General features: G+C 70.5%; 16 protein-coding genes and 1 pseudogene. 14 read left to right on the forward strand and 3 right to left on the reverse strand.

The annotated features are described in order from the left end of the window. The 7 genes and pseudogenes from AC1HC7_RS06540 to AC1HC7_RS06570 form a co-directional block, all read left to right on the forward strand. Positions 1–382: pseudogene (locus AC1HC7_RS06540) on the forward strand (hypothetical protein); the annotation flags it as partial. A 118-nt stretch (positions 383–500) separates the two neighbouring features. Beyond that, a complete protein-coding gene (tolB, locus tag AC1HC7_RS06545) occupies positions 501–1,856 on the forward strand; it encodes a Tol-Pal system beta propeller repeat protein TolB (RefSeq protein ID WP_479497300.1) in 1,356 nt (451 codons plus the stop codon). A gap of 201 nt (positions 1,857–2,057) precedes the next feature. Next, positions 2,058–2,564, forward strand: coding sequence for a peptidoglycan-associated lipoprotein Pal (gene pal / locus AC1HC7_RS06550; RefSeq protein ID WP_479497301.1), 507 nt, complete (start codon positions 2,058–2,060; stop codon positions 2,562–2,564). A 61-nt stretch (positions 2,565–2,625) separates the two neighbouring features. Continuing rightward, the gene (gene ybgF, locus AC1HC7_RS06555; RefSeq protein ID WP_479498814.1) at positions 2,626–3,381 is read left to right on the forward strand and encodes a tol-pal system protein YbgF; all 756 of its coding nucleotides are present in this window, start codon (positions 2,626–2,628) and stop codon (positions 3,379–3,381) included. Between the two features lie 7 nt (positions 3,382–3,388). Further along, a complete protein-coding gene (gene tilS / locus AC1HC7_RS06560; protein ID WP_479498815.1) occupies positions 3,389–4,858 on the forward strand; it encodes a tRNA lysidine(34) synthetase TilS in 1,470 nt (489 codons plus the stop codon). A gap of 144 nt (positions 4,859–5,002) precedes the next feature. Next, the gene (gene ftsH / locus AC1HC7_RS06565) at positions 5,003–6,922 is read left to right on the forward strand and encodes an ATP-dependent zinc metalloprotease FtsH (protein ID WP_479497304.1); all 1,920 of its coding nucleotides are present in this window, start codon (positions 5,003–5,005) and stop codon (positions 6,920–6,922) included. Between the two features lie 192 nt (positions 6,923–7,114). Beyond that, positions 7,115–8,254 carry an iron-containing alcohol dehydrogenase gene (locus tag AC1HC7_RS06570; RefSeq protein WP_479497305.1) on the forward strand — a complete coding sequence of 380 codons (1,140 nt, stop codon included), beginning with the start codon at positions 7,115–7,117 and terminating at the stop codon, positions 8,252–8,254. Here the strand turns inward: AC1HC7_RS06570 and AC1HC7_RS06575 are convergent. Beyond that, the gene (locus AC1HC7_RS06575; protein ID WP_479498816.1) at positions 8,236–9,237 is read right to left on the reverse strand and encodes a lysostaphin resistance A-like protein; all 1,002 of its coding nucleotides are present in this window, start codon (positions 9,235–9,237) and stop codon (positions 8,236–8,238) included. The two genes, AC1HC7_RS06570 and AC1HC7_RS06575, sit on opposite strands and share 19 nt — an antisense overlap. 353 nt (positions 9,238–9,590) lie before the next feature. Between AC1HC7_RS06575 and ilvD the strand changes: the two genes are divergently transcribed. Beyond that, positions 9,591–11,324 carry a dihydroxy-acid dehydratase gene (gene ilvD / locus AC1HC7_RS06580; protein WP_479498817.1) on the forward strand — a complete coding sequence of 578 codons (1,734 nt, stop codon included), beginning with the start codon at positions 9,591–9,593 and terminating at the stop codon, positions 11,322–11,324. Positions 11,325–11,351: 27 nt separating this feature from the next. Continuing rightward, entirely contained in the window at positions 11,352–12,269 is a 918-nt protein-coding gene (locus AC1HC7_RS06585) for a hypothetical protein (protein WP_479498818.1), read from the forward strand. 16 nt (positions 12,270–12,285) lie between these two features. Here the strand turns inward: AC1HC7_RS06585 and AC1HC7_RS06590 are convergent, their stop codons facing one another. Further along, a complete protein-coding gene (locus AC1HC7_RS06590; RefSeq protein WP_479497309.1) occupies positions 12,286–15,732 on the reverse strand; it encodes an indolepyruvate ferredoxin oxidoreductase family protein in 3,447 nt (1,148 codons plus the stop codon). Between the two features lie 143 nt (positions 15,733–15,875). Between AC1HC7_RS06590 and AC1HC7_RS06595 the strand changes: the two genes are divergently transcribed. Further along, positions 15,876–16,334, forward strand: coding sequence for an Lrp/AsnC family transcriptional regulator (locus AC1HC7_RS06595; protein WP_479497310.1), 459 nt, complete (start codon positions 15,876–15,878; stop codon positions 16,332–16,334). Positions 16,335–16,358: 24 nt separating this feature from the next. Further along, positions 16,359–17,318 (forward strand): 1-phosphofructokinase family hexose kinase, encoded by a 960-nt coding sequence (locus tag AC1HC7_RS06600; RefSeq protein ID WP_479497311.1) that lies wholly within the window; start codon positions 16,359–16,361, stop codon positions 17,316–17,318. Between the two features lie 92 nt (positions 17,319–17,410). On the opposite strand, the gene AC1HC7_RS06605 is transcribed toward AC1HC7_RS06600, so the two are convergent. Then, positions 17,411–18,730: an FAD-dependent oxidoreductase gene (locus AC1HC7_RS06605; protein ID WP_479497312.1), complete on the reverse strand. Its 1,320-nt coding sequence runs from the start codon at positions 18,728–18,730 to the stop codon at positions 17,411–17,413. 237 nt (positions 18,731–18,967) lie between these two features. Between AC1HC7_RS06605 and AC1HC7_RS06610 the strand changes: the two genes are divergently transcribed. The 3 genes from AC1HC7_RS06610 to AC1HC7_RS06620 all read left to right on the forward strand — a co-directional run bounded on the left by AC1HC7_RS06610 (position 18,968) and on the right by AC1HC7_RS06620 (position 21,757). Continuing rightward, positions 18,968–19,999, forward strand: coding sequence for an ABC transporter substrate-binding protein (locus AC1HC7_RS06610; RefSeq protein WP_479497313.1), 1,032 nt, complete (start codon positions 18,968–18,970; stop codon positions 19,997–19,999). 101 nt (positions 20,000–20,100) lie between these two features. Then, positions 20,101–20,868: an ABC transporter ATP-binding protein gene (locus AC1HC7_RS06615; RefSeq protein ID WP_479497314.1), complete on the forward strand. Its 768-nt coding sequence runs from the start codon at positions 20,101–20,103 to the stop codon at positions 20,866–20,868. Then, positions 20,861–21,757 carry an ABC transporter permease gene (locus AC1HC7_RS06620; protein WP_479497315.1) on the forward strand — a complete coding sequence of 299 codons (897 nt, stop codon included), beginning with the start codon at positions 20,861–20,863 and terminating at the stop codon, positions 21,755–21,757. Before AC1HC7_RS06615 ends, AC1HC7_RS06620 begins: the two co-directional genes overlap by 8 nt. Positions 21,758–21,790: the final 33 nt, after the last annotated feature.

The raw sequence follows: 21,790 nt of genomic DNA on the forward strand, positions 1-21,790 counted from the left end.
CGCGCCGGATGCGCCCGCCGCGCCGCGCGTCCCGCGCCGCGCCAGCAGCGCGCCGCTGGGCCCGGCGCTGACCAGCGGCGAGGTCGAGGGCGTGCGCCTCGGCATCCAGAAATTCTGGCGCAAGGGCCGGCTCACCGGCATGCCGAATTTCGAGGAGGTGGTGGTGACCCTGCGCATCGAATTGGACGCCGCCGGCAAGCTCATCGGCGCGCCGAAGCTGGTCGCGCCCGATCCGCTGCCCGACAACCGTTTCAAGCTGGCCTTTCAGGTGGGCGCCATCGCCCTGAAACGCGCCGCGCCCTATGATCTTCCGGCCGAAAAATACGGACGCTGGAAGGTGATGGAGGTGACGTTCAATCCGGGAAAAGGGGTGTCCATGTGATGCTGAACAGATGTTGACGATCCGCCGCCTGGCCATTTTGCGCCCGGCGCCTTCGCGTCGGAGCGCGTCGCGCCTGTCCGGTCTGCGCCGGGCTTTCGGGCGCCTCGCCCCGCGGCTCATGGCAGCGCGGCGCCTGGCGGCGCCGCGCGCCGCGCTCGCGGCTGCGCTGATCGCGCCGGCGCTGCTGTTCGCCGGCTTCGCCGCCCCGGCCCGGGCCCAGACCGCCGAACCGCTGCGGCTGGAGATCACCGAGGGCGTCACCGAGGCCATGCCCATCGCCCTGCCGCGGTTCCTCGCCGCCGGCGAGGCCGGGGAGCTGGGCGACCGGATCCGCGCGGTGATGATCGCCGATCTGGAGGGCTCCGGCCTGTTCCGGGTCATTGACGAGGCCGCCTACGTGGCCCCGCCCGCCGGGGTCAACCAGCGCCCGAATTTCGTCAACTGGGCGGTGATCAACGCCGAGGCGCTGGGCGTCGCCGACGCCGATATCGGCGCCGACGGGCGGCTGGCGGTGCGATTCCAGCTCTGGGACGTGTTCGGCCAGCGGGCGCTTGGCGACGGCATCGGGCTGCGGGCGTCGCGCGCCGAGGTCCGCCGGCTCGGCCACAAGCTCGCCGACGCGGTGCATCTGGCGCTGACCGGCGAGCTGGGCTATTTCGACAGCCGCGTCGCCTTTGTCGACGAAGCGGGCCCCAAGGGCGCGCGGGTCAAGCGCATCGCGGTCATGGATTACGACGGCGCAAATCTGCGCTACCTGACCAACGGCGCCAACCTGGTGCTGTCGCCGCGATTCTCGCCGGACGGGAATTCCATCGTCTATCTGAGCTATGCGGGCGGCGCGCCGCGGGTGCATATCCTCGACGTGACCACCGGGAGCGACGAGGTGCTGGGCCGCTTTCCCGCCATGTCCTTCGCGCCGCGATTCTCGCCTGACGGGTCGCGGGTGATCCTGTCGCTGACCGAAGGGGGCAACACCGACCTGTTCGAAATGGTGCTGGCCAGCCGCGCCATGCGCCGCCTGACCTCGGGCGCCGGGATCGAGACCTCGCCCAGCTATTCGCCCGACGGCAGGCAGATCGTCTACGAAAGCGACGCCGGCGGCAGTCAGCAGATTTACGTGATGGACGCCAATGGCGGCGGGTCCACCCGCATCAGCTTTGGCGAGGGCCGCTACGGCACCCCGATCTGGTCGCCGCGCGGCGACCAGATCGCCTTCACCAAGATTTTGCGCGGCCGGTTCCATGTCGGGGTGATGCGCGTCGACGGGTCCCAGGAACGGCTGCTGACCGCCAGCTTCCTCGACGAGGCCCCGACCTGGTCGCCCAATGGCCGCGTGCTGATGTTCTTTCGCGAAACCCCCGGCGTCAACGGCGCCCCGGCGATTTACCGCGTGGACGCCACCGGGCGCAATCTGCGCCGCCTGAACACCCCGGGCCCGGCCTCGGACCCGTCATGGTCGGCGCTGCTGCCCTGACAGTCGCCCCGACCCGTTTCGACCAGCCCCGGATGCGCGCGCATCCGGGGGGCGCCATGTCAGCCGCCAGACCCTTGGCGGCCCGTTGACGGACCTTCGCCGGATCGGCGGCCGTCGCCTTTGCAGGGCGGCCCCGAACCCGGTAGGCTTCGCCAGGTTATCGCGGCGCGTTTCGCCGCGCTCATGAGGAGACCCTCCCCGATGTCCATGTTCAAACTCGCCGCCGTCGCGTTGCTGACGCTCGGCCTCGCCGCCTGTTCATCCACCGATTCCGGGGGGTCCGGCGCCGCGCTGGGCGCCGGCGCGGGGGGCGGCGCGGGGGCCGGGGCGCTGGACCCGAGCTCGATCGAATATTTCCAGACATCGGTCGGGGACACCGTGCTGTTCGCCACCGACAGTTCGACGCTGGACCTTTCGGCGCAGGACATGCTGCGCCGGCAGGCCGCGTGGATGGCCGACAATCCGGGCATGGACGCGGTGATCGAGGGCCACGCGGACGAACGCGGCACCCGCGACTACAACCTCGCGCTCGGCGCCCGCCGCGCCAGCGCGGTGCGCAATTTCCTCGTCGGCGAGGGCGTGGCGGCCAACCGCCTGCGTTCGATCACCTACGGCAAGGAACGTCCGATCGCGCTGTGCTCCAACGAGAGCTGCTGGCGCCAGAACCGCCGCGGCGTCACCGTGATGGCCGGCGCGCCGCTGAGCTGATCGCCCGCCGGGGTCCGCCCTCCGGCGGCGCCCCGGCCGCATGGCCATACAGGAGAGCCCCATGACCATGATCGACGATGGCGCCGGGCGCGGACGCCGGACCCGGACCCTGACGCCGCCCACGTTGCGCGGGCTTGGCGGGCTCCTGCTGGGGGCGGCGCTCGCCGGCGCCGTCCTCGCCGGCCCCGCGCGGGCCCAGCAATTCACCGGCGACGCCTTCGCGCGGCTGCAGAAGCTGGAGGAGGAAATCCGCCGCCTCAACGGCCGGGTCGAGCAGCTTGAGCACCAGCTGCGCCAGGCGTCCGAGGATGCGGGGCGGCGGTTCAACGACATGGAGTTCCGGCTCACGGAGCTGGAGGGCGGCGACACTTCGCTGGTGGGCGACCCGGCGCCCCTGGGCCAGTCCGGCGGCAACGGCGCGCCGGCGGTGGCGATCAGCGAACAGGCCGCCTTCGATCGCGGCGTGGCGGCGGTGCGGAATGACGACTACCGCCGGGCGCGCGACGAACTGACGCTGTTCCTGGCCGAATACGGCGACGGCCCGTTGGCCGCCGAGGCCGAGTACTGGCTTGGCGAGGCGCATTTCCGGGCTGGCGAAAGCCGGTTGGCGGCGCAGACCTTCCTGTCCAACGTCACCGGGCGCCCCAACGGCAAATACGCAGCGCAGAGCCTGTTGAAGCTGGCCCTGTCGCTGGGTCAGCTCGGGCAGCGCGGCGAGGCCTGCCTGACGCTTGACGAAGTGGCGCGCCGCTACCCGTCGGCCAGCGACGCCATAGCCCAGGCCAAGGCCGAGAAGCGCCGCCTGAAATGCAAGTGAGGCGCAGATGCGCGCCGAGTCCCGATCCCTGACCGCGCCGCCCGGCCCATTTGGCGCGGGCTCAGGCCCCGATCTGCGCCCCGATCTGCGCCCCAATCTGCGCCCCGATCTGCACCCGGCTTCAGGCCCGCGAGCAGGCCCGGATTCAGCTCCGGACCCGAACGCGGACCCGGGGCGGATCCGGGCCCGCCTTTGCGCCCGCCTCGACGCGCTGACCGCCGGCGGGGCGCTGGGGCTCGCGGTGTCGGGCGGCGGCGACAGCGCCGCGCTGCTGGAGGTCGCGGCGCGGTGGGCGGCGGCGCGCCCCGATGAGATCCGGATCGAGGTCGCCACCGTCGATCATCGCCTGCGCGCCGCCGCCGCGGCCGAGGCCGCGGCCGTCGCCCGGCGCTGCGCCGCGCTGGGCCTGCGCCACGAAACCCTCGTCTGGTCCGATCCGCCGCGCGCCGGCGGCAATCTTCCCGCCCGCGCCCGCGCCGCGCGCTATGATCTGCTCGCCGATTGGGCGCGGCGACGGGGGCTGGCGGCGGTGGCGCTGGGCCACACGCTTGACGATCAGGCCGAGACCCTGCTGCTGCGGCTGGCGCGGGGCTCGGCGCTGGACGGGCTGAGCGCCATGGCCGAAACCGGCGAGCGGCTCGGGATGCGCTGGCTGCGCCCCATGCTGACTCTGCGCCGCGCCGATCTGCGCGCGTTGCTGCGCGCGGCGGGCCGCGGCTGGATCGACGACCCCTCCAATGACGACCCGGCGCAGGATCGGGTGCGCATGCGTCGCGCGCTGGCGGCGCTGGCGCCCCTGGGGATCGACGCCGAGGGGCTCGCCGCCACCGCCGCCCGGCTGCGCGCCCAGCGCGCGGTGCTGGAGGATGCGGGCGCCGCCCTGATCGGCGCGGCGATCGACTGGGGCGCCGCGGGGGAGGCGCGCCTCGACGCGGCGATCTACGCGGCCGCGCGCGCCGACACGCGCTATCGCGCGCTTGGCGCGACGCTTGGCGCGCTGTCGCGGGCCGGTCACCGCCCGCGGCAGGCGGCGCTGGCGGCGCTGGACGCAGCCATTCTGGCGCGCCGCCCGGGCGCGCGGACCCTTCAGGGCTGCCTGATCGCGCCGGGCGCGCCGCACGCGACGCTATGCCGCGAACCGGCCGCCCTGCCGCCGCCGGTCCCGCTGGGACCGCGCGGCGCGGTCTGGGACCGGCGCTGGCGGCTGGAGCGCGACCCCGCCGACGGCGGGGCGCCGGGGGGCGAACGCCTCGAATCCCTGCATCTGGGCGCCCTGGGCGACCTCGGCCTCGCCGCCCTGCGCGCCGCCCGAACCGCGCAGGCGTGGCGTCCGTCGTCGATCTGGCGCGCCGCGCCGCGTCCGGCGCGGTTCGGCGCCCCGGCGCTGTGGCGCGGCGAGCGGCTGCTGGCGGTCCCCGGCGCCGGGTATGGCCTTGAGGCCCTGAACATGCGAAACCTCACCTTAAGACGAGTCTGATCTTTGATCGGGGTCGTCGCGGCGCTCGGCCTCATCGCGACGCGAAGCACGTTGAATAGCCGCAAACGCTGCATATGTTACGCTTGTCGCCCGGCAAACGGCGCGCCGGCCCCGAACTGGGCCCTGATCTGACGGAGTGCGATCTTGGGAAACGCGAAGAACCTGGCCTTCTGGGCGGTTGTCATCCTGCTGCTGGTGGCGCTTTTCAGCGTCTTTCAGGAGGGCGGATCGAGCCGGCAGGGCGCGCGCATCACGTTCTCGGACTTTCTGCAGCGGGTTGACAACAACGAGGTCGCCGCCGTGGTCATCGATGGCGAACGCATCACCGGACGCCTGGCGTCGGGGGGCGAATTCCAGACCGTGCAGCCGCGCGGCGCCGACATCCTCGACGAATTGCGCGCCGCCAGCGTTGATATCCGGGTGGAGCCGCAGGAAAGCTCGGGCCTGCTGTCGACCCTGAGCTTCTGGCTGCCGATGCTGGTGCTGATCGGGGTGTGGATCTTCTTCCTCAACCGCATGCAGGGCGGCGGGCGCGGCGGGGCCATGGGCTTCGGCAAGTCCAAGGCCAAGCTGCTGACCGAGGCCACCGGCAAGGTCACCTTCGACGAGGTCGCCGGCATCGACGAGGCCAAGGAGGAGCTGGAGGAGATCGTCGAGTTCCTCAAGGAGCCGCAGAAATTCACCCGCCTCGGGGGCAAGATCCCGAAGGGCGCGCTGCTGGTCGGCCCGCCGGGCACCGGCAAGACCCTGCTGGCGCGCGCCATCGCCGGCGAGGCCGGGGTGCCGTTCTTCACCATCTCGGGCTCCGATTTCGTCGAGATGTTCGTGGGCGTCGGCGCCAGCCGCGTGCGCGACATGTTCGAACAGGCCAAGAAGAACGCCCCCTGCATCGTGTTCATCGACGAGATCGACGCCGTCGGGCGCCACCGCGGCGCCGGCTATGGCGGCGGCAATGACGAGCGCGAGCAGACCCTCAACCAGCTGCTGGTGGAGATGGACGGCTTCGAGGCCAACGAGGGCGTGATCCTGATCGCGGCCACCAACCGCCCCGACGTGCTCGATCCCGCGCTGCTGCGCCCGGGCCGCTTCGACCGGCAGGTGCAGGTGCCCAACCCGGATGTGGGCGGGCGCGAGAAGATCCTGCAGGTGCACGCGCGCAAGGTGCCGCTGGCCCCCGACGTGGACCTGAAGATCATCGCCCGCGGCACCCCGGGATTCTCCGGCGCCGACATCGCCAATCTGGTCAACGAGGCGGCCCTGACCGCGGCGCGCCAGGGCAAGCGTCTGGTGACCATGGAGGATTTCGAGACCGCCAAGGACCGCATCATGATGGGCGCCGAACGTCGCTCCATGGTGATGACCGAGGACGAGAAGAAGCTCACCGCCTATCACGAGGCCGGGCACGCCATCGTCGGCCTGAACGTGCCCCAGCATGATCCGATCCACAAGGCCACCATCATCCCGCGCGGCCGGGCGCTGGGGCTGGTGCTGTCGCTGCCCGAACGCGATCACCTGTCGGTGTCAAAGACCAAATACACCTCGAAGATCGCCATGGCCATGGGCGGCAAGGTGGCCGAGGAGTTGATCTTCGGCGAGGACAACGTCACCTCGGGCGCGTCGTCGGACATCCAGCAGGTGTCGCGCATCGCGCGCGCCATGGTCACCCAGTTCGGCATGTCCGAAAAACTGGGCAACATCGATTACTCCAACGAGCAGCAGGGCTATGGCGGGCCGTTCCCGGGCGCCTCCAACGTCTCTCCCGAGACCCAGCGGATCATCGATTCAGAGGTGCGCGTGCTGGTGGATGCGGGCTACATGACGGCCAAGCGCATTCTCATCGCCCATGCGCAGGATCACGAACGCCTCGCGCAGGGGCTGCTGGAATACGAAACCCTGACCGGGGACGAGATCACCCGGGTGATCGCCGGCGAAAAGCTGGACCGTTCGGATGACAGCAGCGCGCCGCCCTCGGGGGACGCCCCCGCCGGGCACGCCTCGATACCCAGGACCGGCAAGCGCCCGCGCGGCGATGAGGGCGGCATGGAGCCGCAGCCGCAGGGCTGAGCCGCCAGGGCCGGGTCGCCGGGCCGGGTCGCCGGGCCGGCGCAGTCACGGGAAACGCCTCCGCATCGCGGGGGCGTTTCGCGTCTCGGGGCGTGGCATCCGCGGGGCGGCGAGGATGGACTGCGTCCATCCCGCCGCTTAAGCTCCGGCGCCGTCGGGCGCGGCCCGTGATCCCATGCATGAGGCAAGACCATGACCAGTTTCACTTTCCGCACCACGCCGGCGATCCTCTCCGAACCCGGCGCCAGCGCGCGCATCGGCGAACTGGCCGCGGCGCTGGGCATGCGCCGCGCGGCTTTTGTCACCGACGCGGGGCTGGCGTCGCTCGGGCTCGTGGATCCGGCGATCGACGGCCTGCGCAAGGCCGGGGCGGCGGTGACGGTGTTTTCGGACGTGGTCGCCGACCCGCCGGAATCGCTGGTGCTCGACATGGCGGCGCGGGCGCGGGCGGCGGGCTGCGACGGGGTGGTTTCGGTGGGCGGCGGGTCGTCCATGGACACCGCCAAGCTGGTGGCGCTGCTGCTGCGCGGCGACCGGCGCCTGCCCGACATCTACGGCGTCGATCTGGTGAAAGGCGGCCGGGCGCCGCTGATCCTGGCGCCGACCACGGCGGGCACCGGGTCGGAGGTCACGCCGATCGCCATCGTCACCACCGGCGCGGCGGAGAAGAAGGGCGTGGTGGCGCCGCAGCTGCTGCCCGACTGGGCGGTGCTGGACGCCGATCTGACGCTTGGCCTGCCGCGCGAGGTGACGGCGGCCACCGGGGTCGACGCCATGGTGCACGCCATCGAGGCCTATACCTCGGCGCATCGCAAGAACCCGCTCTCGGATGCGCTGGCGCGCGAGGCGCTGACGCTGCTGGGCGCCAATATCCGTCGGGTCTGCGACCAGCCAACGGACCGCGCGGCGCGCGGCGCCATGCTGCTGGGGTCGATGCTGGCGGGCATGGCCTTCGCCAACGCACCGGTGGCGGCGGTGCATGCGCTGGCCTATCCGCTGGGCGGGCGTTTTCATGTGCCCCACGGGCTGTCGAACTGCCTGGTGCTGCCGCATGTGCTGGATTTCAACATGCCGGACGCGGCGCCGCTTTACGCGGAACTGGCGCCGCTGGCCTTCCCCGGCGCCGCCGCAAGCGGCGCGGCGCTGGTCGCGGGATTGCGCGCGCTGGCCCCCGAGATCGGACTGAAAACCCGCCTGCGCGACGTGGGGGTCAATCACAACGCCCTGCCGCTGCTGGCCGAGGACGCCATGAAGCAGACCCGCCTGCTGATCAACAATCCGCGCGAGATGACCCTGGCTGACGCGCAGGCGATCTACGAGGCGGCGCTTTGAATCGGGGTCGTTGACTTGGCCTGGCGCGCCTTGTCCGCTTTCCATTCGCGCAGGAACCGCCAGTCCATCACCGCCATGAAGATGGTCGCGCCCACGAACATCACCGCGATGTAGGTGTAGAGCGCAGGGCGCACGTCCAGCCCCTCGGGATAGGTGAACAGCGCCAGCCCGTTGCGCCGGAACGTGGCGGAGACCAGCAGCAGGTTGATGATGTTGTTGCCGAAATGCAGCCCGATCGCGGCGCCCAGATTGGCGGTGCGCGAGGTCACCGCCGCCATCACCAGCCCGAACACGAAGTGATACCAGCTCAGCCCCAGCGGCGCGCTCGGATCGGGGTGGGAATAGGCGAAGATCAGCGACGGGATCACCGACCAGCCGATGATCGACCAGCTGCGCGCGGCGATCTGCTGCAGCATGTAGCCGCGAAACACCAGTTCCTCGGCGGCGGTCTGGATGAACACCAGCGGCACCGCGAAGATCATCAGCGGCAGCCATTGGCGCAACGGTTCGATCTCGAACGCGGCGCCGCCCTGGGATATGAGCATCGGCAGCCAGGCCATGGACCCGACCCCCAGCGACAGCCCCAGCCCGATGCGGAAATGCCGCCAGTTCAGCCGCCCGTCCGGGCCGAACAGCGTCGCCCCCGACCGCTTGTGCACGTAATGCAGCGTCAGCCACAGCGCCGGCCACACCGCGGCGAAGGTGGCGAGGATCAGCAGCATCGACAGCCCGGACGAGGGCGTGTGCACCTCGCGCTGGATGGCGCGCAGCGATTCGGTCAGGGTGCGGTTGTGGGAAAAGCCGTAAAGCGCGGTCTGCGCGCCCATGCGGGCCAGCAACCCGAAGCCGAAGATCAGCGCCGCCAGCATCGCGAAGCCAAGCAGGGTTCGCCAGATCTCGACGCGCGGCAAGGCCGCGTCGCTGTAGGCGCGCAGGGGGTGGATGAATCTCCGGGGAGGGGGTTCGATCGAATCTTTCACCACGTCAGTTTACAGGAAAAAAAACATGAATGGTTGATGAAAATTAGCGTTAACGCATGCCGATCGCCCGCCAGCCGCGCCCGCGCCGGGATTGCCGCGCAATCGCCGCGCGCCGGTTGCGCGGCCCTTGAATCGCGGGCTTTCGGGCTGATCGCGGCGGCGCCCGGCACATGCGGGGCGGGCGCCGCAATGGCGGAATTCCCGCAATGGATCAATCCTGTCGGCACGGGTCATGCGTCGCCGTCTTGCGCTCGCGCCCCGGCTTGACTAAGCCTTTCGGCAAAGCCCCTTTCGCGCCGGGCGGCGCGAATGCGGGGGCCGTGCAAAACCATGCCAGAGCGACCGGGAGACGCGCCATGACCGCCAGAAACGACCTCAAGAACCGCCTTCCCAGCCGCCATGTGACCGAGGGCCCCGCGCGCGCGCCGCACCGGTCCTATCTCTACGCAATGGGCTTGACCGACGAGGAAATCCACCGCCCCTTCATCGGCGTCGCCACCTGCTGGAACGAGGCCGCGCCCTGCAACATCTCGCTCAATCGTCAGGCCCAGGCGGTGAAGCTCGGCGTCAAGGAGGCCCACGGCACGCCGCGCGAATTCACCACCATCACCGTCACCGACGGCATCGCCATGGGGCATGAGGGCATGCGTTCGTCGCTGGCCTCGCGCGAGGCGATCGCCGACACGGTGGAACTGACCATGCGCGGCCACTGCTACGACGCGCTGGTGGGGCTGGCGGGCTGCGACAAGTCGCTGCCGGGGATGATGATGGCGATGGTGCGGCTCAACGTGCCCTCGGTGTTCCTCTATGGCGGCTCGATCCTGCCGGGGCGGCTCGACGGGCGCGACGTCACGGTGCAGGACGTGTTCGAGGCGGTGGGCCAGCATCAGGCGGGCAACATGTCCGCCTGCGAGCTGGAAAAGCTCGAACAGGTGGCCTGTCCCTCGGCCGGGGCCTGCGGCGGTCAGTTCACCGCCAACACCATGGCCTGCGTGTCCGAGGCGATCGGGCTGGCGCTGATGAATTCATCGGGCGCGCCGGCCCCCTATGAAAGCCGCGATCAATACGCCGACGCCTCGGGGCGCGCGGTGATGAACCTGATCGAGAAGAATATCCGCGCCCGCGACGTGGTGACGCTGAAATCGCTGGAAAACGCCGCCCGCGTGGTCGCGAGCACCGGCGGATCGACCAATGCCGGGCTGCACCTGCCGGCCATCGCCCATGAGGCGGGCATTCCCTTCACGCTGCAGGATGTCTGCGACATCTTCCGCGACACGCCCTATTTCGTCGATCTCAAGCCCGGCGGGCAGTATGTGGCCAAGGACCTCTACGAGGTCGGCGGCGTGCCCGTGGTGCTCAAGCAGCTGCGCAAGGCCGGGCTGCTGCACGAGGATTGCATGACCGCCTCGGGGCGGGTGATCGGCGAGGAGCTGGACGAGATTTCCGGCGAGGCCGACGGCAAGGTGATCCACCCGGTCGAGACGCCGCTGTCGCGGACCGGCGGCGTGGTGGGGCTCAAGGGCAACGTGGCGCCCGACGGCGCCATCGTGAAGATCGCCGGCATGAGCGAGGATCAGATCGTCTTCACCGGCCCGGCCCGGGTGTTCGAATGCGAGGAGGACGCCTTCGCCGCCGTGCAGGCCCGCAGCTATGCGGAAGGCGAGGTGCTGGTGATCCGCAACGAGGGCCCCTCGGGCGGCCCCGGCATGCGCGAGATGCTGGCCACCACAGCCGCCCTGTCCGGGCAGGGCATGGGCAAGAAGGTGGCGCTGATCACCGACGGGCGGTTTTCCGGCGCGACCCGCGGTTTCTGCGTCGGCCATGTGGGGCCGGAGGCGGCCCATTGCGGCCCGATCGCGCTGCTGAAGGACGGCGACGTGATCACCATCGACGCCAGGGCCGGGGTGATTTCGGTTGATCTGAGCGACGACGAGCTGGCGGCGCGAAAGGCCGACTGGAAAGGCCCGCGCGAAACCATCTACGCCTCGGGCGCGCTGTGGAAATACGCGCAGCAGGTCGGCGCGACCCGGCTTGGCGCGGTGACCCATCCCGGCGGCGCGGCGGAAAAACACGTCTACGCCGATCTGTGACCTTGAACGTGCAAGCGAGGCCCGCCCATGCGGGATGATCTTTCGCGCGGCCTGCGCCGCGCGCTGCTGGCCGGCGCCGGGCTTCTGCTGGCCGCCTGCGCGGCGCAGCAGGGCAACCCGCTGCGCCCGCTGGACTGGAAAAGCGACGCCAACGGTTCGCTGGAATTCGATGTCTCCGGGCGGCAGGTGGTGGTGGCGCCGCCGGTGGGGTTCTGCATGGACCGCAACGAGGTCTGGCAGCAGAAGGACGCGGTTTTCGTGCTGATCGAGGATTGCGCCACCCTGCGGGCCGGCGGTTCGACGTCGCGGTTCGACGGGCTGGTCAGCCTCGCCATCGGCGATGCGCCGCTGTTCGACGCGCAGGCCGATGACGGCAGCAAGGTGTTTGCCGAACTGGAGGCGTTCCTGCGCTCCGGCGACGGGCGCGCCACCGCCGGCATGGGCGGGGCGGCGTCGGAGGTGCGGGTGGTCGAGGCGCGTCGGCTGCGCGACACGCTCTACGTGCTGGTCGAGGACAAGGGCGAACACGTGCTGCCCGGGCTCGGTCCGCGTTTCTGGCGCGGCTTCACCAATCTGAACGGGCGCAGCGCCATCGCCTCGCTGGGCATGTTCGAGGGCAGCGCCATGGGCGACGCGGAAAAACTGGCGACGCTGGCGCATGTGATCGCCACGCTGAAACGCGCCAATGGCGACCCGGTTTCGGACGCCGAGGCGCGGATCGCCACGCGCGCCTCGCGCCCGGTGGCCTACGCCTATGCCAGACAGGAACGCGAGATTCTCGCCACGTCCCGCGGCGTGCCGCTGCCCCGGTCGCGCCCGGGGTCGGCGCGCGCGCGCGGGGCGGCGTCGGGGAGGGCGGCGTCAGGGGGGGCGGCGGTTATCGCCGCGGCGTCGGATCTCAGCCCGGCCTCGGCGCCGTTGGCGCGGCGCCGGCCCAGATCCTGAGCGCGCCGCGCGGCGTTCACGCGGCTTCGAGCCCCGCGACGCGGGCCTTGACCTCGGCCACGGCCTTCGCCTTCACCGGGCCGTAGCCGCGGATCTCCATGGGCGCGCGGGCGATCTCCACCGCCCTGGCGTGGGTCTGCGCGTCGAGCCCGGCCAACTGGCGATCCAGCGCCGCTTCGAACCAGCCGGGCAGGGCGCGCTCCATGCGCCGCTCGGCGCTGTAGCCGAACACATCGAACGGCCCGCCGCGCAGGGTTTTCAGGCGCGCCAGCAGGCGCAGCGGCCCTTGCAGCCATTGCCCGAAAACCCGCTTGCCGGGACGGCCGCGCGAATCCACGCCCTTGGCGAGCAGCGGCGGCGCGAGATGGTAGTTGACCTTGAAATCGGCGCCGTTCTCGCCCTCGAAATCCCGCTTCAGCTGGTCGAGAAACCCGCGGTCCATATGCAGCCGCGCCACCTCGTATTCGTCCTTCACGGCCATCAGCTTGAACATCGAGCGCGCGACGGCCTCGGTCAGATCCTCGCGCCCGAGCCCGGTTTCGGCGGCGCGGACCCGGTCGACGATGGCGCGATAGCGCGCCGCGCAGGCCGCATTCTGATAGTCCGTCAGAAACGCCTCGCGCCGGGCGATCAGGTCGTCGAGCGTCTCCGGCGCGGGCGCCGGGCCTTGCCATGTCGTCGCGAAGCCCGCCGGATCGGCGGCGGCGACGCGCCCCCAGGCGAATGCCGACTTGTTGCGTTCGACGGCGACGCCGTTCAAGTCGATGGCCTGCATCAGCGCCTCGAATCCCAGCGGCACCAGCCCCGCCTGCCAGGCCATGCCCAGCATCAGCACATTGGCGAACACCGCGTCCCCCAGCAGCGCCTCGGCGGCGCGGTTGGCGTCGGTCGCCAGCGGCGCCGCGCCGGTCAGCGCCTCGATGCGGGCCATGCGCTCGGGCACCCGCAGATCGGCGTCGCGGTGCAGCACCACGTCGCCGGTGGGCATCTCGGCGGTGTTGAGCACGGTCTTCATGCCCCGTCGATACGCCCGGCTGGCCTTTTCCGAGGCGCTGACCACCGCGTCGCAGCCGATCAGCGCGTCGGCGGCGCCTTCGTCGATGCGCACCTGGTTGAGCTTGCCGGGGTCCGCGGCGATGCGCAGGTAGCTCATCACCGGGCCGAATTTCTGCGCGAATCCGGTGAAGTCGAGCACGCTGGCGCCCTTGCCCTCCAGATGCGCGGCCATGGAGATCAGCGCCCCCACGGTCACCACCCCGGTGCCCCCGACCCCGGTCACCAGCAGGTTCCAGACGCCGTTGCCATCGGCGCCCGCGTCGGTTTCGGGCAGGTCCGGCGCCGGCAGGGCCGCGGCCCGCGCGGCGCCGTCCACGGTTGCGCCGGTCTTCTTGCGCCGCCGCGCGCCTTCGATGGTGACGAAGCTCGGGCAGAACCCTTCGAGGCAGGAAAAATCCTTGTTGCAGGCGGACAGGTTGATGCGCCGCTTGCGCCCGAACGGCGTGTCCACCGGTTCGACGCTCAGGCAGTTCGAGGCCACCGAGCAGTCGCCGCAGCCCTCGCAGACCAGTTCGTTGATCACCGCGAAGCGCGGCGGATCGTCGAGCGCGCCGCGCTTGCGCCGCCGGCGTTTCTCGGTGGCGCAGGTCTGGGCGTAGATCAGCGCCGACACGCCCTTCACCTCGCGCAACTCGCGCTGCAGCGCGTCCATCTCGCGACGGTGATGGATGGTGGCGCCCGCCGGCAGGTCGCGCAGGGAAAACCTCTCGGGTTCGTCGGAGACCAGCGCGATGCGCGCGACGCCCTCGGCGCGCAGGGTCTGGGCGATGGCCTGAACGCTCACCGGCCCGTCCACCGGCTGGCCGCCGGTCATCGCCACCGCGTCGTTGTAGAGGATCTTGTAGGTGATGTTGGTCCCGGCGGCGACCGCCTGACGGATCGCCAGCGACCCGGAATGATACCAGGTGCCCTCGCCGAGATTCTGGAAGATGTGCCCGCGCCCGGTGAAGCGCGACGACCCGACCCAGTTCACGCCCTCGCCGCCCATCTGGATCAGCGAGGACGTGTCCCGGTCCATCCACGACGCCATCACGTGGCAGCCGATCCCGGCCATGGCGCGCGATCCTTCCGGCGCCCGGGTCGAGGTGTTGTGCGGGCAGCCCGAACAGAAATACGGGGTGCGGTTGGCGCCCTCGACCACGATCGGCGGCGGCGCGGCGCGCAGCGCTTCCGCCCGCGCGGTCAGATTCAGATCCGGGAACAGCGCGTCGAGGCGGCGCGCCACCGCCAGCGCCAGCTGGCGCGGCGACAATTCGCCGGTCCAGGGGATCAGACGCCGCCCGTGCTCGTCGTTCTTGCCGACCATGCGCTCGGGCTTGTCGCCGGGGAAGTCGTAGAAATATTCCTTCAACTGGCTCTCGATGATGGCGCGCTTTTCCTCGACCACGAGGATTTCACGTTTGCCGCGCACGAAATCCAGCGCCGCCGGCCGGGCCAGCGGCCAGACCATGCCCACCTTGTAGATGTCGATGCCGATGCGCCGGCAGGCGGATTCGTCGAGCCCCAGCAGCGCCAGCGCCTCCATCAGGTCCAGATGCGCCTTGCCGGTGGTGACGATGCCGTAGCGGGCTTCGGGCAGGGCGTAGAGCGCGCGGTCGATGGGGTTGGCGTTGGCAAAGGCCAGCACGGCGCGGATCTTCGCCGCCATCAGGATTTCCACATGCGGGCCGGGCTTGTCGGGCCAGCGGTAATGCAGCCCCCCCGGGGGGGCGGTGAAATCCGGCTGCGCGAAGGCGCGCGGGCGCGGCAGCAGCACGGAGGCGCCGGATTCCACCATTTCCGAGACCACCTTGAACCCGGACCAGACGCCGGCGAAGCGGCTGAGCGCGAAGCCGTATTCGCCGAATTCCAGGTATTCCGCCACCGAGGAGGGCGACAGAACCGGCATGAACCAGGTCAGGAACGCCGCGTCCGACTGATGCGGCATGGACGAGGACACGCTGCCATGATCGTCCCCCGCCACCACCAGCACCCCGCCATGGGGCGACGACCCGTAGGCGTTGCCATGTCTGAGCGCGTCGCCGGAGCGGTCCACCCCCGGCCCCTTGCCGTACCAGAGCGAGAACACGCCATCGACCTCGCGCCCGGGGTCGGTTTCCACCTGCTGCGTTCCCATGATCGCGGCGACGGCGAGATCCTCGTTGACCGCCGGCATGAAATCGATTCGGGCCTCGGCGAGCAGCGTCTTGGCGCGCCACATCTCCAGATCCACGGCGCCCAGCGGCGAGCCGCGATAGCCCGACACGAAGCCGGCGGTGTTCAGCCCGGCCTCGCGGTCGCGCCGCGCCTGATCCAGCATGATCCGGGTCAGCGCCTGCGTGCCGGTGAGAAACACCCGCCCGCTCCGGGCGAGATAGCGGTCTTCAAGGCGGTAATCGGCGGGGCGCGGCGCGGCGGCGTCAAGCATGGCGGGGGACTCCTTGTTCGGGGATGATTTTACGCTGAAACCAAAGGAAGGATTTTTCGTTTTTTTCTATCCGACGGCAAAATTCGGTGAATTTATCCTGATAGCCATGTCAATCGGATGGATTTTCCGATAATCTCCACGCCATGACCCTCAGCGATTCCGACAAGCGGCTGCTGCGGCTGCTGCAGAGCGATTGCCGGATGTCCAATCAGGACCTCGCCGATCGCGCCGGGCTGTCCGCCTCTGCCTGCTGGCGGCGGGTGCGCGCGCTGGAGGATGCGGGGGTCATTCGCGGCCACGTGGCGGTGATCGACGCCGGCGCCGCGGGGATCGGCTTCGACGCCATGGTGCATGTCTCGCTCAACCGCCACGTGAGCGACAACGTCGCCCCCTTCGTTGACGCCATCGCCGCGCGCCCCGAGGTGCTCGACTGCTTCGCCACCACCGGCGAGGCGGATTATCACCTGCGCGTCGCCTGCGTCGATCTCGCCGCCTATAACCGGTTTCTGGAAAGCTTCCTGTTCAAGCTGCCCGAGGTGTCCAACGTGCGCACCAACCTGATCCTGCGTGAAATCAAGTCCCGCGGCCCGTTGCCGCTCTGACGCAAGCCATCCGAGGACCATTCAATGCGCCGCATCCTGACCGTCACCCTTAATCCGGCGCTGGACCTGTCCACCGAGACGCAAAAGGTCGCCCCCGGCCTGAAGCTGCGCTGCGCGCCGCCGCGCACCGATCCCGGCGGCGGCGGGGTCAACGTGTCCCGCGCCATCCGTTTTCTGGGCGGTGAATCGACGCCGCTGCTGGCGGCGGGCGGCGGGACCGGCATGCAGTTGCTGACACTGCTGCGCGCCGAGGGGTTGGCGCCGCTGGATCTGGGCGTCGACTGCGTCACCCGCCAGAGCGTGGCGGTGATCGAGCGCGACAGCGGCCTGCAATACCGCTTCGTGCTGCCCGGCCCGGACTGGTCAATCGGCGACGGCGAAACGGCTGCGGCGCGCATCGCCGGCGAAACCCGCCCCGGCGACCTGCTGGTGGTCAGCGGCAGCCAGCCCGCCGGGGTGGCGGCGGATTTCTTCCCGCGTCTCAACGATACGCTGGCGCCGCGCCGCGTCGACATGCTCGTCGACACCTCCGGCAAGGCGCTGGAGGCGGCGGCGCGGGGCGCCTCGCATCCGGGGCAGGCGCCGCTGTTCTCGCTGCGCATGGATCGCGCCGAGGCCCGCGCGCTGTCCGGGCGCGATTTGCCCGATCTGGTCGCGTTGGCCGATTTCGCCGCCGAACTGGCGGCGCGCGGCGCGGCGCGGATCGTCGCCATCGCCAGCGGCGCCGAGGGCACGGTGATCGCCGATGCCGAGGGCCGCCTTCATTGCCGCCCGCCCGAAGTGCCGGTGGTCAGCAAGGTCGGCGCCGGGGACAGCTTCGTCGCCGGCATGACCCTGGCGCTGGCGCGGGGCGGCGCAACCGCCGAGGCCTGCCGTCAGGGCGTCGCGGCGGCGGCGGCGGCGGTGATGACCCCAGCGACCCGGCTTTGCGACGGGGCGGCGGCGGCGCGCCTCGCGTCCCGGGTCGCCGTCGCCCCGATCTGACCGCCGCCATGCCGGGATCGCCCCCTCTCCCTCGCCGACGCGCGTCCCGGCCGTAGGGCGGATCCCGATCCGCCATCGCCCGCCCCACGCGCCTATTCGGCCATCGAGGCGACCCATGGATCCAGCGTTCCGCCTTCCAGATTCTCCGCCAGCCCAGCCTGCAACGCGCCCATGTCGATCTGGCGCAGCGACCCGCTTCCCGCCAGCGCGACCGCCATCGCCGCCGCGCGCCCCATGGCGAAGCACGGTCCCATCACCCGCACCGAGGCCAGCGCCCCGGGATCCGCGTCGATGCAGCGCCCCGCGACCACGACGTTGTCGAGCCCCTCTGGCGCCATCGCCCCGAACGGCACGAAATGCATGTGATCGGGGCCGAAGACCTCCCAATGGGCGGTCTCGGCCTCGATATGCAGTTCGATGGGCCATGTGCAGCGGGCGATGCGATCGGCGGGCGGGCGCCCGGCGCGCACCTCGTCGGCGCTCAGCCGCGACGCGCCCTGTATGGTGCGGGTCTGGCGAATGCCGGTCTGCCCGTAGATCGCCACTTTCGCGTCGCCCCAGGCCTCGGGGAATTCATCCGCGAACAGCGCCAGCAGCCCATCGACCTGCGCCCGGCCCTCGATTCCGGCCAGCGCCATGCCAACGGCGTCGAGCGGCGTCTCCACATGGGTGAGATTGGCCAGAACCCGGCCCGGGCTTACCGGAAACACGAAACCGTCATGGCGCACCAGCCCGAATTCGGCGCCGCGACGGCGCATGGCCTGGTGATAGCGGTCGCGCGGCCAGTCGCCGCAGATCTCGGTGCGCACATCCTCGAACACCGCGATCACCGTGCCGAGGATCGGCGCATCCGCCTCGTTCAGCTGCAGATCCGCCAGCCAGGGGATCGCCGCATCGCCCGAGGCGTCGATGAAGGCCCGCGCCTGGACCCGCAGGTCGCCGTAGCGGGTTGCGAAGTCCAGCGCCTCGACCCGCCCGCCGTCGCGCGACACCCTGCGCAGCACCGCGCCGGTCAGCGGCGCGACGCCGGCCTCGACCAGCTTGCGTTCGCCCCAGCGCAGCCAGTCGTTGATGCGGTATTCGAGGATCACCGTGCCGCGCGCGCGTCGCGGCGCCGCGGCGCCGCCGGCGATCAGCGCGCGCAGCATGTCGTCCATGACCCCGTGAGTGAGCCGCAGGGGCGTCGCGCCATTGCCGTAGAGCCCGCAGATGGTGCCGATCGCCGACCCCACGGCCTGCCCGCCGATCTGGGGCGCCGCGTCGGCGATCACCACGCTTTCGCCGAGCGCGCGCGCCTCCAGCGCCGCGGACAGCCCCGCCGCCCCGGCGCCGAGCACGCAGACATCGGCGCTCAGGAGTTTCGGCGCGGCGTCGGCGCGGCGAATGGGGCGGAGCTCGGGAAAGCGGGGCATCGGCATGCGTCCTTGGCTGCGGCCCCGGCGCGGCGGGGTCGGGATTCGGGTTCGCGCAGTATGCGCGCCGGAGGATTTCGGGCAAGGCGCTGGACCCGGAGCGAGATCGGCGCAACACTGGCGCCGAGCATGGCGCGCCGCATCGGCGCGCCCGCCAACCAACCGGCCTGCGCCCCGGCAACGCTCGCAGCGGGGGCGCAGGGCCGAAAAGACGTGTCAGACAGGGAGACCCGACGCATGACGATTTTCTCGACCGGATGGACCCGCCGCGCGGCGCTGGCGATGCTGGCGGCCGCCGGCGCCGCGACCATGGCGGGCGCCGCCATGGCGGATCAAAAGATCACCGTGGGCGCGCTGCGCTTCACCTCGCATTCGCCGACCTTCATCGCCTACGAAAAGGGCTATTTTTCGGATGAGGGCCTCGAGGTCGAGCTGAAATTCTTCCAGGCGGCGCAGCCGATCGCGGTGGCCATCGCCTCGGGCGACATCGATTTCGGCGTCACCGCGCTGACCGGCGGCTTCTACAACCTCGCGGGCAAGGGCGCGCTGAAGGTGATCGGCGGGCTGTATGCGGAAAAGCCGGGCCATGACGGCATGGCCATCCTCGCCTCGACCCCGGCCTGGGAGGCCGGTCTGAAGACCCCCGCCGATCTGAAGGGCAAATCCTGGGCCATGACCCAGCAGGGGTCGTCGTTCCATTACATGGCGGGCAAGATCGCCGAGGCCAACGGGTTCTCCCTGTCGGACATGAAGCTGAAGCCGCTGCAGAAGGTCGGCTCGATGATCGGCGCGGTGAAATCCGCGCAGATCGACGCCATGGCCATGGTGCCCCATATCGCCGCGCCGCTGGCGCGCAGCGGCAAGGTGAAGATCATCGGCTGGATGCGCGATCTGGGCCCCTATCAGGTGACCACGATCTTCACCTCGACCGACAACGCGACCAATGAGCGGGACAAGGTCGAACGCTTCATGCGCGCCTACAAGCGCGGCATCGCCGATTACCGCGCGGTGATGCTGGATCAGGACAAGGATCCGGCGGCCACCGAGGCGATGGTCGATCTGATCCACAAATACGTCTATGTGGACCGGCCGCGCGAAAAGGCCGCGGGGTCGATCAAGGCCGGCGCGGTCTACATGAACGCCGACGCCGGGCTGGACGTCGCCGATATCGAACGCCAGCTGGCCTGGTTCAAGGCGCAGGGCTTCGCGCCCGCGGATCTGAGCATCGACGACATGGTGGCCACCGGCTTCGCGCCGGTCATCGAGTGACCGCGCCCGATTGAGCGTCATGGCCTGACCTTTGCGTGCGTGGGGGGCGGGGCGGTTCGCCTCCCCACGCCGATCACGATGAAAAAAGACCGAGCAAGCGCATGGATCTGCATATCAAGGGCGTCGGGCATCGCTACGGCGTCACCGAGGTGCTGCGCGACATCGAACTGGTCGTGCCCTCGGGGCGGATCGTCTGCGTCATCGGCCCGTCGGGCTGCGGCAAGTCCACGCTGCTGCGTCTGATCGGCGGGCTTGAAAGACCCACCAGCGGCGAGATCCTGCAGATCGGCGCGCCGCCCGCCGACAGCCTCAACCCGCTCACCTACATCTTTCAGGATTTCGCGCTGCTGCCGTGGCGAAGCGCCGCCGGCAATGTCGGCCTTGTGCTCGAGGATCACGGCATCCGGGGCGCCGAGGCCCGGGCGATCATCGCCGACGTGCTGGCCCGCACCAAGCTCACCGAATTCGCCGACGCGTTTCCGCGCCAGCTGTCGGGCGGCATGAAGCAGCGGGTGGCGATCGCGCGCGCGCTGGCGGTGCGCCCGGCCTGCCTGCTGATGGACGAGCCGCTGTCGGCGCTCGACAGCCAGACCCGGGACTTGCTGCTCGACGATCTGCTCGACCTGTGGCTGCGCGAAGGCTTCACCGCCTGCTACGTCACCCACAACCTGGCCGAGGCCGTGCGGCTGGGCCACAAGGTGGTGGTGCTGTCGCGCCGCCCGGGGCGCATCCGCGAGGTGGTGGAGATCGACATCCCGCTCGATGAACGCCGGGACCACGCCGCGGCGCTGGAGACCCATCAGCGCCGGCTCTGGGACCTGATGCGCGAGGAGGCGCTGGCCGCCGATCAGGAGATCGCCGATGTCTGAGGCCAAGCCCCCCGACGCCGCGCCCCACGGGGCCTTGACCCCCGACGACCGGGGGCTGAAAGCCGCGGCGGCGGAATCATCGCCGCCCGCCGCGCCCAATCCGGACATCCGTCCGGTGCCCTATCGCGGCGGCGGTTTCGCGCCGCGCCCCGTCAGGGGCGTCGGCGCGCTGGTCTTCGCCGCCCTGCTGGGCCTGTGGTGGACGGGCGCCAGCATGGGCTGGATCAGCCCGCTGATCCTGCCGACGCCGGGCGAGGTGGGCGAAGCGTTTTCGAATCTCGTCACCTCGGGGCAGCTCTGGCTGCACATGAAGGCCTCGCTCAGCCGGCTGGCGCAGGGCTGGATCTACGGCACGCTGCTGGGGCTGGTCTTCGGGATGGCGGCGGGGCTGTTTTCCATCGCGCGCAGCGCCGTCGTGCCGCTGGTGGCGGCGATCTTCCCGATTCCGAAGATCGCGCTGCTGCCGCTGTTCATCATCTGGTTCGGCATCGGCGAGGAATCCAAGGTCGCCACCATCCTGTTCGGCACTTTCTTTCCCACGGTGATCGCGGTCTATGGCGGGGTCGACAATGTCGATCGCGGGCTGATCCGCATGGGCCAGAGCTTTGGCCTGTCGCGCCTGTCGATCATCCGCAAGATCGTGCTGCCCGGGGCCATGCCGGCGATCCTGTCGGGGATGCGGATTTCGGCGTCGATCGCCATTATCCTGCTGGTGGCGGCAGAGATGATCGGCGCCGAATACGGCATCGGCGCCTATGTGCTGCTGGCGGGCAATCTCATGGCCACCGACCAGTTGATCGCCGGGGTCGCGGTGCTGTCGATGATGGGGCTGACGGTCAGCTGGCTGCTGGGCCGCGCCGAACGGGCGCTGCTGCGCTGGCGCGGGTAGTTTTTCGGCTTTTCAAGGATTTCACCGGGCCGG

The sequence above is a fragment of the Oceanicella sp. genome (assembly GCF_056449545.1).